The organism is Tateyamaria armeniaca, assembly GCF_045797845.1.
Taxonomy (GTDB): domain Bacteria; phylum Pseudomonadota; class Alphaproteobacteria; order Rhodobacterales; family Rhodobacteraceae; genus Tateyamaria; species Tateyamaria armeniaca.
The window spans coordinates 3,053,161-3,065,781 of record NZ_JBHDIY010000002.1 but is presented as its reverse complement, the minus strand read 5'-3'; the positions used below and the strand labels follow the sequence as shown (position 1 = coordinate 3,065,781).

Annotated in this window: 11 protein-coding genes and 1 tRNA gene; 8 read left to right on the top strand and 4 right to left on the bottom strand. The window is 60.2% G+C overall.

Annotated features, from left to right (window positions below; genetic code table 11):
• Window positions 1-15 precede the first annotated feature (15 nt).
• Genes ACERZ8_RS15560 through ACERZ8_RS15540 form a run of 5 tightly spaced genes read left to right on the top strand, consistent with a single transcriptional unit; the run spans window position 16 to window position 5,795 of the window.
• On the top strand, window positions 16-456 hold the full coding sequence (locus ACERZ8_RS15560) for a TrgA family protein (RefSeq protein WP_407593058.1): 441 nt from the start codon (window positions 16-18) through the stop codon (window positions 454-456).
• A gap of 4 nt (window positions 457-460) precedes the next feature.
• A complete protein-coding gene (locus ACERZ8_RS15555; RefSeq protein WP_407593057.1) occupies window positions 461-1,576 on the top strand; it encodes an NUDIX domain-containing protein in 1,116 nt (371 codons plus the stop codon).
• Window positions 1,577-1,633: 57 nt separating this feature from the next.
• Window positions 1,634-2,662, top strand: coding sequence for a cysteine synthase A (locus tag ACERZ8_RS15550; RefSeq protein WP_407593056.1), 1,029 nt, complete (start codon window positions 1,634-1,636; stop codon window positions 2,660-2,662).
• Window positions 2,662-5,079 carry a DUF3772 domain-containing protein gene (locus tag ACERZ8_RS15545; protein ID WP_407593055.1) on the top strand — a complete coding sequence of 806 codons (2,418 nt, stop codon included), beginning with the start codon at window positions 2,662-2,664 and terminating at the stop codon, window positions 5,077-5,079. The genes ACERZ8_RS15550 and ACERZ8_RS15545 overlap by 1 nt, the downstream gene beginning before the upstream one ends.
• Entirely contained in the window at window positions 5,076-5,795 is a 720-nt protein-coding gene (locus ACERZ8_RS15540) for an alanyl-tRNA editing protein (protein ID WP_407593054.1), read from the top strand. Before ACERZ8_RS15545 ends, ACERZ8_RS15540 begins: the two co-directional genes overlap by 4 nt.
• Here ACERZ8_RS15540 and ACERZ8_RS15535 read toward each other — a convergent pair.
• Window positions 5,792-6,721 carry an MBL fold metallo-hydrolase gene (locus ACERZ8_RS15535; RefSeq protein WP_407593053.1) on the bottom strand — a complete coding sequence of 310 codons (930 nt, stop codon included), beginning with the start codon at window positions 6,719-6,721 and terminating at the stop codon, window positions 5,792-5,794. The genes ACERZ8_RS15540 and ACERZ8_RS15535 overlap by 4 nt on opposite strands.
• A 172-nt stretch (window positions 6,722-6,893) precedes the next feature.
• On the opposite strand from ACERZ8_RS15535, the gene ACERZ8_RS15530 reads away from it, so the two are divergent.
• Window positions 6,894-6,983: transfer RNA gene (locus ACERZ8_RS15530), tRNA-Ser, on the top strand.
• A 56-nt stretch (window positions 6,984-7,039) separates the two neighbouring features.
• On the opposite strand, the gene ACERZ8_RS15525 is transcribed toward ACERZ8_RS15530, so the two are convergent.
• From ACERZ8_RS15525 to ACERZ8_RS15515, 3 genes are all read right to left on the bottom strand, one after another.
• A complete protein-coding gene (locus tag ACERZ8_RS15525) occupies window positions 7,040-8,221 on the bottom strand; it encodes an MFS transporter (protein WP_407593051.1) in 1,182 nt (393 codons plus the stop codon).
• A gap of 16 nt (window positions 8,222-8,237) precedes the next feature.
• Window positions 8,238-9,026 (bottom strand): hypothetical protein, encoded by a 789-nt coding sequence (locus ACERZ8_RS15520; RefSeq protein WP_407593050.1) that lies wholly within the window; start codon window positions 9,024-9,026, stop codon window positions 8,238-8,240.
• Between the two features lie 940 nt (window positions 9,027-9,966).
• Window positions 9,967-11,826 (bottom strand): putative bifunctional diguanylate cyclase/phosphodiesterase, encoded by a 1,860-nt coding sequence (locus ACERZ8_RS15515; protein WP_407593049.1) that lies wholly within the window; start codon window positions 11,824-11,826, stop codon window positions 9,967-9,969.
• On the opposite strand from ACERZ8_RS15515, the gene ACERZ8_RS15510 reads away from it, so the two are divergent.
• Together ACERZ8_RS15510 and ACERZ8_RS15505 are read left to right on the top strand one after the other, a co-directional pair.
• Window positions 11,825-12,013: a hypothetical protein gene (locus ACERZ8_RS15510; protein WP_407593048.1), complete on the top strand. Its 189-nt coding sequence runs from the start codon at window positions 11,825-11,827 to the stop codon at window positions 12,011-12,013. The genes ACERZ8_RS15515 and ACERZ8_RS15510 overlap by 2 nt on opposite strands.
• The gene (locus ACERZ8_RS15505) at window positions 11,992-12,528 is read left to right on the top strand and encodes an AAA family ATPase (RefSeq protein ID WP_407593047.1); all 537 of its coding nucleotides are present in this window, start codon (window positions 11,992-11,994) and stop codon (window positions 12,526-12,528) included. The genes ACERZ8_RS15510 and ACERZ8_RS15505 overlap by 22 nt, the downstream gene beginning before the upstream one ends.
• The last annotated feature ends 93 nt before the right edge of the window (window positions 12,529-12,621 follow it).

The following is a 12,621-nucleotide window of genomic DNA, read 5'->3' as shown; positions in this document are numbered from 1 at the left end:
TGAAGGAATTGCACGATGCCTGACGCAGCCAAACTGGTGGCCGCATTCGGCATGGCGGTGCTGGCCTTTGTCGTTTCGTTCATGATCATGCCCCTGTTTGAAGAAGACACAAATTTTGGCTGGTTCGTGCAGGTCAATGTGGTGGTCGGGGCACTGGTGGGCTGGATGGTGATCGGAAGCCGCGCGGGGCGCAGCACCATATCAGCCATCAATGTCGGGCTCACAGCACCTGTGGTGCTTGTGTTCTGGGGGCTTTTTATCCAGTCCTGCAACGAGATGGTGCGCATCGCGATGAAGAACCGCTATGACGGCGCATTCGAAGCGCTGGTGGCCATCTTTGAGATTGGTGCGGAATGGGCCTTGCTGATGTCGACCATTCCGATCTGGGCCACCTTGCTGGTGGGCGGAATGATTGTGGGACTTGCAGCCGAGTTCGCGTGGCGCACCTGGCGATAGCCCCATGAAAACCCTGTTCTTTTACGGCACATTGCGCCATTTGCCGCTGCTTGAATGCGTCATGGGCCAGTCAGCGGATCAGCTAGATTTTGATCCCGCCGTTTTGCCGGACCACATTGCCTTAAGCGCGCGGGATGGCCCGTACCCCGTGCTGACGCCATCCAAAGGGGCCTCGACCCAAGGCGTTGTCGTGCGGGGTCTGTCTGATCGCGACATTGCACGCCTTGATTACTACGAAGGCGGGTTTGGTTACGACCTGGAACGGCTGACGCTCGCCGACGGGACCGAGGCGGACGTTTTTTTGCCGACCCCCGATGTGCGGGCGATGGATGCGCCGTGGGATTTCGCAGACTGGGAAACGCATTGGGCCGCGATGAGCGTCGCTGCCGCCGAAGAAGTCATGGCGGGCTTTGGCACCTTGCCGCGCGACGTGATCGCCACCCGCTTTCCCCAGATCCGCAAGCGCGCATGGAGCCGGGTGCTGGCCCAGAACGGGCGGCACGGGGCCGGAGTCCTGAAGGGAAATGTCGATATTCTGAACCGGCAGCGCGCCCACACGGCCTTTTTCGGCTTCGACGAGGTGCAATTGCGCCACGAAACCTTTGACGGGGGGACGTCCAAGGTCCTGGATCGATCAATCTTTGTGTCGAGCGATGCCGCAATCGTTCTGCCCTATGATCCTGTGCGTGATCGCATCTTGCTGGTCGAACAGTTGCGGATGGGGCCAATCGGGCGTCACGATCCCGTGGTCTGGCAAATGGAACCCGTGGCCGGTCTGATCGATCCGGGCGAAACGGCGGCTGACACCGCGCGGCGCGAAGCAGAGGAAGAGGCGGGCCTGACCCTGCATCGCCTTGAAGAGGTCGGTGAGTGCTATGCGTCGCCCGGTGCGACAACCGAATTCTTCAATCTGTTTGTCGGCTTGTGCGATCTGCCCGAGACGGCGCCGCGCATCTGTGGCAAGACCAGCGAAGGCGAAGACATCCGCACGCATGTGATGTCCTTTGACGCGCTGCTGGAACTGGCCGAGGCGCGACGTACAGCAAATGCGCCGCTGACGCTGTTGACCTACTGGCTGGCGCATCACCGGACGCGCTTGCGCGCAGATGTGGCGGGTTGAGGTCGCCCCGCGCGCCCGCTACACCTTGATCGACACCACGCAAAAGGAACGCCGCTCATGCGCTTTGCTCCCGATCTGGCTGCTGCCGTTGGAAACACCCCCCTCATAAAACTGCGCAAGGCCAGCGAACTGACCGGGTGCACCATTCTGGGTAAGGCGGAATTCATGAACCCCGGCCAGTCGGTCAAGGACCGCGCGGCACTGTCGATCATCAAACATGCGGTGGCGGCGGGCGATTTGCGCCCCGGCGGGACAATCGTGGAAGGGACGGCGGGAAACACAGGCATCGGTCTGGCACTGGTGGGGGCGTCCATGGGGTTCAAAACGGTGATCGTGATCCCGGAAACCCAAAGTCAGGAAAAGAAGGACATGCTGCGCCTTGCGGGCGCGGAACTGGTGCAGGTCCCTGCCAAGCCCTATGCCAACATCAACAATTATATCAAATACTCCAGCCGTTTAGCGGACAAACTTAACGAAACGGAGCCGCATGGTGCGATCTGGGCGAACCAGTTCGACAATGTCGCCAATCGGCAGGCGCATATCGACACCACAGGCCCTGAAATCTGGGAACAGACAGACGGCAAGGTCGACGGATTTACCTGTGCAGTCGGATCAGGCGGCACTTTGGCGGGCGTGGCCGAGGTGTTGCAGCCCAAAGGTGTCAAGATTGCACTGACCGATCCCGAAGGCGCGGGCCTTTTCAAAATCTATACCGGCGAAGAGAACCCGGGCAATTCCATCACCGAAGGTATCGGGCAGGGGCGGATCACCGCCAATCTCGAAGGGTTTACGCCCGACATGGTCTACCGCGTGCCAGATACCGAGGCGTGTGAAATCGTCTTTGATCTGATGGCCGATGAGGGGCTGTGCATGGGTGGCTCCACAGGTGTGAACATCGCCGGGGCGATGCGACTGGCACGCGATCTGGGCCCGGGGCACACCATCGTGACGATCCTGTGTGACTTTGGCACGCGCTATCAGTCCAAGCTGTTCAACCCCGATTTCCTCAAGGGAAAAGGGTTGCCGGTCCCCGAGTGGCTGGACCGCGCCCCTGCAAGCATTCCCGGCGTTTTCGAGGACGTTTGATGCGCCGCGCTGTGTTCCGGCCGGTCCTTGCGGCCATCGCCCTGGCCTTGTGGGCGGGGCTGGCGCTGGCGCAGGCCACGGCACCTGATTACGACGAATGGCAGTCCGTCGCCACACGGGCCGAAGCGGCGGTGGATGCCGCGCGCGCCTCGGATCAGGCGCTGGAGGAATTGCGCGCCCAGATCGCCGACTGGCGCCAGCAATTCCAGACCCAACTGACGGCCAATGACAGCCGCATCGCCACCTTGCGCGAGCAGGTCGCCGCCCTTGGCCCAGCACCCGAGGAAGGGGCCGAGGAAGCCCCCGAAATCGCCCAGCGGCGTGCTGAACTCAATGCCCAGATCGAACGATTGACCACCCCACGGCGCACCGCCGAAGAGTCGATCTCGCGCACGAACGGGATCATCACTGAAATCGACCGCATCATTCGCGAACGTCAGGCCGAGGCGCTGCTCGATGCAGGCCCCTGGCCGATCAATCCAGTCAACTGGCCCGGTGCGCTGCGCGCCGTGGGCAACTCGGTCGCCGCCGCAATCGCAGGTACCCAACAGGCGTGGCACAACCCCACGCAGCGCGAACAGGCGCGGGACAACCTCCCGCTGGTCATCGTCCTGCTGGCCATCGGCTTCATCCTCGTGACGCGCGCGCGATACTGGTCGGAATGGCTGGCCGTGCGGATTCAAAGCAACGGGGCACGCGCCACCGGGGATGTTGCAGGCTTTGTCGTGTCACTGGGGCAGATCGTGCTGCCGATGCTGGGCCTGCTGGCCATTGTGCGCGCGGTTGGCGCGACGAGCATGTTCGGCCCGCGCGGCGAGGTGATCCTTGAGGCGCTTGAGCCGATGGGTTTTGTGCTGTTCTATTCGCTGTGGCTGGCCAGCCGCGTGTTTCCGCGCGACGATCATGTGCGCGCGCCAACCCGCCTGCCTGCGAAACGCCGGGTCGAGGCGCGGGTCTACGTCTTCTTTCTTGGCCTCGTGCTTGCGCTGTACTTTCTGCTGGACCGGATATCGGAGTTTGACCGTTACGAGCGCGCAGCGGACGCGGTTCTGCACTATCCGCTGATTATCGCCGCTGGGCTTTTGCTGATCCGGGTGGGGTGGTTGTTGCGCCGGGTGCGCGAGGAGTCCTCGGACGAGGGCACGCCCGACCGTGAACTTTATGACAGACTGATCTCGCTGACCGGCAAGGGCGTGATTTTGATCGGCCTTGTCGCCCCGCTTCTGGCCACCTTCGGTTACAGTAATGCGGCTAAGTTCCTGATTTATCCGTCCATCGTGACGCTGGCCCTCTTGGGTACCACGCGCCTGTTGCAAGGGTTGGCGCGGGACATCTATGCGGCGTTGCGCCCGTCCGAGGGGGCCGAGGACAGCCTGATCCCGACCTTGGCGGGCTTTGTGATTGTGCTGCTTGCGCTGCTGGTTCTGCCGCTGATCTGGGGCGCGCGCATCACCGACATGACCGAGCTTTGGGCGCGTGTGCGCACCGGTCTGACCATCGGCGAGATGACGATCTCTCCGGGCAACTTCTTTACCCTGATCATCGTCTTTGCCATCGGCTACGGCCTGACGCGTGCTGCACAAAACGCACTCAAGGTGTCGGTGCTGCCCAAAACGCGGCTGGACCCGGGCGGGCAGGTGGCGATTGTGTCGGGCCTTGGCTATGTCGGTATCTTCCTTGCAGCACTGATCTCGATCACCGCCGCCGGGATCGACTTGTCGAGCCTTGCGATTGTCGCCGGTGCCTTGTCAGTCGGTATCGGGTTCGGCCTGCAGACTATCGTGTCCAATTTCGTTTCGGGCATCATCCTGCTGATTGAACGCCCCATCGCCGAAGGCGACTGGATCGAAGTCGGTGGACAGATGGGATATGTGCGCTCGATCTCGGTCCGCTCGACCCGGATCGAAACCTTTGACCGTACGGACGTCATCGTGCCCAATGCCGATCTGATTTCGGGGACAGTCACCAACTACACCCGTGGCAATACGGTGGGCCGCGTGATCATACCGGTGGGCGTCGCCTATGGCACCGATACCCGCCGTGTCGAAAGCATCCTGCGCGAACTGGCCGAAGCCCATCCCATGGCCCTGATGAACCCGCCGCCGATGATCCTGTTTGCAGGGTTTGGTGCGGACAGCCTTGATTTCGAAATCCGGATGATCCTGCGGGACGTGAACTGGATGATCGTCGTCAAAAACGAGCTGAACCACCAGATCGCTGCGCGCTTTGCCGAAGAGGGGATCGAAATTCCGTTTGCGCAGCGCGATGTGTGGCTGCGAAACCCCGAAGTCTTGCAGCCCCGGCCCGAGACGAAAGACTCGGCACCCGACGCTCAAGAGGCCAAAACGGACGTGCCCGAGATCGAACCGGACATTGACCCGCAGGACAACGCCGACACCGATGGAGACGGGCGATGACAGAATTGCTGTTCCGCAAGGACGCCTATTTGCGCCGCGCCGAGGCGCACGTGACCGGCCACACGCCAGAGGGTGGGATCATTCTGGATGCGCCGCTGTTCTATCCGACGGGCGGCGGTCAGCCGGGTGACAACGGCGTATTGCGCTGGGATGATGCCAGCCTGACCATCGCAACCGCGATCAAGGGGCAGGGTGAGGAGGTTATCCTTGTGCCAGCCGAACCGCGTGCGTTGCCGCCGGTCGGCGCACGCGTCGATCAGGCGTTGGATTGGGGTCGCCGCTATGGCCACATGCGGATGCACACCGCCTTGCATCTGCTGTCGGTGGTTGTGCCCTTTGGGGTGACAGGTGGCTCAATCGGGGCAGAGCGGGGGCGACTGGACTTTGACATGGCCGACGCACCCGAAGACCGCGACGCGCTTGAGGCAACGCTGAACGCCCATGTCACCGCCGACATGCCCGTGAGCGAAGAGTGGATCACCTCGGCCGAACTGGAGGCCAACCCCGGTATGGTCAAAACTCTGTCCGTCCAGCCCCCGCGCGGGGCCGGTCAGATCAGGCTGGTGCGCATCGGGTCAGGCACGGACACCATCGATCTGCAACCCTGCGGCGGCACCCATGTCGCCCGGACAGGCGAGATAGGCACCCTGCGCATCGGCAAGATCGAAAAGAAGGGGCGGATGAACCGCCGCATCTACCTGCATCTCGACGATTAACCGTAAGGGTAGGGCGCCGCCGTCCAGCGATATCCGCTGCCTGCCTTTTCGATATAACCGATCCCCGGGAACGAGATATGCGCCCCTGCGACGGCCAGCCCGTCCGTTGCCACCATATCCAGAACGCTCGCACGCGTCGCACGCGCCGCATCGGCATCCGCATCAAAGGCGATGGTCACCGCCGGATCCGCCAATTGCACTGGTGGGACGTGCAGGATGTCACCCCACAGCAGCAATTGATCGCCCTCGCTTTCCAGCATGACGCCCATATGGCCCGGCGTGTGCCCGGGCATCGGCATGGCCGTCAGACCCGCACCGATAGATGCCTCGCCAGACACTTCGCGCAAGCGATCGCCAAAGCTTTGGACGACGCCCGTGGCGAGTTCGAAGAACGGTTTGAACCCGTCAGGCGCGCCCGCTGCGATCTCTTCATTCGTCCAGAAGGCGACATCATCCCCGGACACAACCAGTTCCGCGCCCGTGAATACGTTTTGTCCATCCACCAGAACACCGCCCACGTGATCGGGATGCAGGTGCGTGGCCACCAGATGCGTGATGCTGGCCGGGTCCGTGCCCATCGCAGCCAGGCTCGCCCCAAGCGCGCCGAGGGTCGGCCCCATCACGGTGCCCGTGCCCGCATCGACCAGCACCGTCGCGTCACCCGTTTCGATCAGGTAGGCATTCACGCCGGTCAAATGCTGTTCGGTCTTGATATGCGCCTCGGCCAGGCGGGCGGCATATGTTTCGGCGTCAACGCCTTGCAACGCCTCGGGGCCGATGGGCAGGAAACCGTCAGAGATTGCCGTGACCTTCGCGGCCCCGACCATGTGGGTCTGCACAACAGGCATCGGGCTTGCATGCGCGTCGGCAGCGACAGGCAGGGACGTCCCGGCGACGGCCACCGAAGCCAGGGCGCTGGTGCTCAAAAATTCACGACGATTCATGCGGTATCCTTTCATGCAAGCGGTGCGAAACAGCGGCAGATCGGTGTGATCGCGGGCATGTTTGGCACTCGGAATGGTGGAAAGGGTGCGGTACTCACATTCTTTCGTCAACCCGCTTGCGTTCCGCGGGTAGAATTGGGTAAACCGCGCGCACGGACAGGTGGCCGAGTGGTCGAAGGCGCACGCCTGGAAAGTGTGTAGGCGGGAGACCGTCTCCAGGGTTCGAATCCCTGTCTGTCCGCCATACCCCACATTTTTGGTCTGAGTTGATGTGCGTCGACATGTGCGCCTCACCTAATGTCAGGCGCTGTCCACAGGTTGCCGACATATCGAAAAGGTCATGAACGCCCCGATCAGACACGCAGCACAGATCACTGGGCCAGCAACTGAAATGCCCGCTTCCGCAAGGGCCGCCACTGTCACAATCCCGCCCAGCCTTGCGAGAGTGATGTCCAGACTTGTCGACACGGCGCTCAGGCCCTTTGGCGCGTGTCGCAGGATGAACTGTGTTGATGGCGCGTTGCTGCACGCCAATCCTGATCCGACCAGCACTGCGGAGCCCAAGAGCAAAATCGTGTTGGTATTGTATGACAAAAGCAGGCCAACAGCGATCAGTAGGGGTGCCGCAAACATGATCGTGCGCACGTGATGTTGATCGACCTTGTTGCGCAAAAGCGTGCTGAGACCGGAGAATGTGAGCCATAGTGTCGACAGAACCAACCCGATGCTGCTTGCTTCGATCCCCGTGTCCGACAGCCAGAGCGGAAGCCGGAACAGATAGTAAGTGATCGCACCGTAGGTGATGAACACATAGGCCAGCGTCAGCCACAGGTTTCCAGCGCGGAAAATCGCGAGGTATTCGGGCTTTTGGGTTTGCCTGTGGTCGTTTGCAACGGGCGCTGGTGTGCAGCTTAGCAAAAACAATGAAAACGCCGCGATGGCGGCAATGAAAATGAACGCGACGTTCCAGTTCGCCGCGCCAAGGGTGCTGCTATAGGCAAGAGGTGCAAATGCGGCGACGTAACCCGCAATGCTGCCCCACAAAATAAGCATCCGCCCCGGTTTGTCAGGTGCCATCCGCGTCAGTAGAACCGGCACCAAGGGCGAAAACACGCCCGCACCAAGACCCTGCAATATCCGGCCCATAATCAGCATCTCGGCATTGACCGAAACGGCGAGCATGACCGAGCCAAGGAAGAACGCAAGCACGCCAAACCAGAAGACCCTGATGGTGTTGTGGGTGTCCCCGAACACGCCAGCCACCAGCACGCCGATGGTGACCGCGATGCTGTAGGCATTGAACACCCAGGCTAACTCGCCAAGCGTCAGCCCGAACTGGTCACGCATCGTCGGCAGTAGCAGGGGCACCAGCGTTAATTCCATCACAAAGGCGACATGTGCGGCCACGGGCCCGAACACCGCCGCGCGCGCGAGCACGCTGGCGGGATGACGAGCGCGCAGTTTTGCTTCGTTCGCTCTCATGGTCAGATGGTGCGGATCAGGCATTTGCCGCTGGGTTCAACCCAGCGAGGTGCACGGCGGACACTGGTTCGGCACGCTCGGCGACAGGCCTGTCGGCGCGTTGATGGTTTTGAGACGTTTGTGCAAACGAGGCCGCCAAGTCCTTGGCGCTCATCCAGATCAGGTGGTCTTCGTCGGTGATTTGCTGGTCTGGCCCAATCCAGCGCCCCGCTTCGCAATGGGTGTAACCGTAACGCAGATGCGCGCCCTTGGCCGCCAGTTGTTTTGGCACAAACGCGAACACAAATGCAGGATCAAAGGCGATCACTGTCATCTCAAGCAAAAGATGGGACAGAAGCGCTGTTGCCCCCTGGCTACGCGGTCCTGCAAGGCCTTTGGCACGTAGCCAAAAATCGCCTTGGTATCCGACTTTTCCGGTGATGGTCTTCAGCGCTTCGGGTCCGGTGAAAAAGGTCTGATCCGGGTCAGGCGTTGAATCCGGCGTGATGTATTTGTGGCGGTGCAGCTGCAAATGCGTCGCCAGAGACATATCGGTCAGGTCAAGCAGGCGCATGGCTTGCGTATGCATCACTTCGCCATCGGGGCCGAACCCGCAAATCCAGAATCCGTTGCTGTGATCCACATAGGACTGCGACACATCGAACATCGGATAGATCGGCCCGCGGTCTGCCTGTTGGTTGCGATGGGTGCGATACTCCAGAAAATCGTCACCGACCTTGATCCGTATGCCCATGTTTTCCAGATCCCGAAGGATACCCGAAAACTGTGTGACCAGTTCAAACAGACGACTTGGTCGAAGGCCCATGTTGACGACTTCCCGATACAGCTTCGAACAACCACTGAGATCGGCTTACCCATCGAATGGTTAACGGATGGTTACCGTGCCCCCGGCAGCGGCCCATTCTGGTAACCTTTTCCGGAAAAACATGCTGCGGTTTGTGGACTGGTCAGTTGGAGCGGGGCGGGGAGTAACAGCTGGCGGGTTAGTGTTCTGGAACTTTGAATGCGAACACAGTGGCATGTTGTGATCGGTGACGTTTTTTGATCTGGAGGTGATGGTGAGGCAAGGCCCGGAGTGTATGTGAATTTTCCTGGCTCGGTTTCCGAATGCCTCCGGTGTTTTCGACTTCTGATTGTGTCAAATTGCGGAAGCGTTCATTGAATTCAAATAGAATTATCTCGATCCCGCGCTGTAGCTAACCTTCTGTCGTTGAACATTTTTTTCAAAGTCGCCGCAAGAAAATCTCAGCAACAGCGCTCCTTTTCCAACCACCCAAACTGATCGCGCGCGACAATTGCGGCACCTTCCGGGCGTGGCTTCGAAACACGCCCAAATTTGGTCAATTCGTTCATGGATATTGACGTCAGATCAAGAGGCGGGCCATGAGTTACGAGCAGATATTAAACACACTTTCACACGTGTCGCCCCTTCCTTCGGGCGCCATCAACGTGCGTGTCGGCAGGGCAGTGGAAGGGCCGGGGGGCCGCTGGGTCCCTTGCGCGACGGCCATTGCCGAGGGTGCCTACCTGCCGTGTGTGTACGAGGTTGGACCGGGGCGAAAGCAGGTGTGCGGCGCCAAAACGCCCACTGCGTCACAGGACGAAGCGCTGAACCGCGCTGTCGTTCTCGCAATCACCGTGTCGGCGTAGACGTATCGTTGAGCGTCGTTCTGACATGGTCAACACGAACCAGAGCATTGAGTGTGAACAGGGCCAGCGAAAACCCAACCGTCGTGCCATGCGCATCAACTCGCCTGATCAGCGCCATACCATGACTGAACCGGCCCAACCAAAGAGGCTTCGGGCCAGAACATGCCCTCTTTTTCAACAAGCAGACTGCGCAAATCCTCCAGACACATGGGCTTGCCGAAGTGATAACCCTGCAAGTAGTCGCAGCCCATCTCGCGAACGATCCGCGCGTGTTCTTCGGTTTCGACGCCTTCAGCAACGATGCGCATCCCGAGGCTTTTGCCGATGCCGACGATTGAGGCGACGAGCGGCCGTGTGCTTGCCTCCTCAACGATGGGCTGAATGAACTGACGGTCGATTTTCAGGATGGAGGGCCGAATTTCCAGCAGGCCGCGCACCGAGGCGTGTCCGGTGCCGAAATCGTCCAAAGCGATGGTCACGCCCAATTCGTCGAGTTCGTCAATTGTCCACCGAACAACCTCGCCGATACGATCAAGGTAAACTGATTCCAGAATTTCGATGGTCAACCGCTGTGCAGGAATGCCTGAGCTGCGGATGTCATGAATGAAAGTGGGGTCTGCCAACCGCGCCGCTGACACATTCACCGCCAGCCGAGGCAGATTTACGCCCGCTGTGTCAAAACTGGACAAGGCGTCTTTCAGGCAGGCAAACATGATCTCGTCGATCCGCTTGAGGATGCCCATGTTGCCAGCCGTGTCCAGAAACGCCGCCGGTGCAAGTATGCCCCGGGTCGGATGCGCCCACCGCACCAATGTCTCGGCAGAGGCGATCATCCCGGTCTGCGCATCAATCAGAGGCTGGAAATAGGGCACGAACTCCTGTCGTTCGCAGGCCAGCAGCAGGTCCGAGGCCAGTATCTTGGTGGCGACGGATTTCGCGTGCATCTCTTGAGTGAAAAATGACCAGCGCCCCTTGCCGTGATCCTTGGCGTGATACAGCGCTTCATCAGCATCCGCGACAATCCTCTCGGGATCCTGCATGTTCGATTTGGCAATCGCCACGCCCACGCTGGTGCTGCAGGCCGTTGATTTTCCGTCACACATGAACGGCATCTGCATCCGCGACACAATCTCGTCCGCAAGGCTGCTGATCTGCAACGCGCTGTCCCCCAAAGGGCGCAGGATCGCGAATTCATCCCCACCCAGACGGGCCACCAGATCGCAGTCGTCCGTGAGTTCGCGCAGCATGTTGGCCACCGAAACCAGCAATCTGTCGCCCGCATCGTGCCCCAGCGTGTCGTTGACGAATTTGAAGCGGTCGAGATCGATGTAAAGGACCGCAAATTCCTTTTTGTGCCGCTTCAAATCCTCGATCCAGGTTTTCACCTCGACCTCGAAGTGGCGGCGATTGGAAAGACCGGTCAGCGCGTCCTCGTTTGCGTCCTTGGCCACGGATTTTGCCAGATCGTAAAGCCGCGCATTCTCCTTCTCCAAACGCTGCACCTTGTCGATCGCTTTGGCATAGCTTTCAGCCTCCACCGGTGCGGCAAGCGGCAGGACATCGACCGAAGGTCCGGACGGTCGGTTGCCCAGATCAATGATCGAACAAAGCCACCAGTGATCGCCCGTCGTTGGATCGGACAGGTGGGTCCAGGTCATCCGCTGCCAGTAACTGTCGCCATTCTTGCGATTGTTCATCGCTTCGGTCGAAAAGTTTTCCCAACCCATCAGTTTTTCGATGATGTAAAGGTGCACGTCCTGTTCAAGATCCGCACCGATCAGGATCGTGCCGCGCTGCCCTACGGCCTCGGCGGCGCTGTACCCGGTGATCTTCACAAATGCCTTGTTGCACCACTGCAGTTCCATGACCGCCCCGTCATCTGCACTGGCCGAGGCAAGTGCGAGACCTTCGGTACACTTGTCATCGATTTGATTGAAAATCTCGGGCGGTATCATGTTGGTCCTGCTTGCCAATGCAGTTTTCATAGGCGCCGGGGCGATAGAAACCGTTAAAGTGGAAACAGATGGGGTTTTTCTTTGTGGAAAAATGAAAGCAATGAGGCTGAAAATGCTGCGAAATTTGCCTATTGCGGTGAAGATCGAAGCAAAAAGACAACCACCGTGGCGGCCAAAAAGGTACTGATATCCGGCTGCTCGGGGGGCGGCAAATCGACCTTGCTGACCGCATTTGGCGCGCTTGCGTACCCGATTGTGCCCGAACCGGGCCGCCGCATTGTGGATGGCGAGATGCGCGGAAATGGCAAGGCGCTGCCGTGGGTCGACCTGCATGAATTTGCGCGGCGTGCAATCGACATGGCGCAAGCTGATCTTGCTGCGGCTGACAACCTGAAGGGTTTTGTGTTCTTTGACAGAGGGTTGATCGACGCCGCCGTCGCCTGCGAGTTTGCCGGGGGTGCCTCGTATCGTTCCCTGCTTGGCGACACACGCCACTACGCGCAACCTGTCTTTCTGGCCCCGCCTTGGCCGGAGATTTTTGTCACGGACCACGCACGCAGACACAGTTTCGATGATGCAACGGCAGAGTATCAGCGCCTGACGCGCGCGTTTTCCGAATTGGGGTATGACTGCTGTGAATTGCCCAAAGCGCCCGTGCAGGAGCGAGTGGCGTTTGTTCTCAACACGTTGGGTATTGCGTGATGCGGTCGAGGACTGCAAGGCCCCCAGACACGCTGCGCAAGATTGCCCCCAACGCCCCGATCGGCATCCGCACAGACATGCGCGAATGCCGCT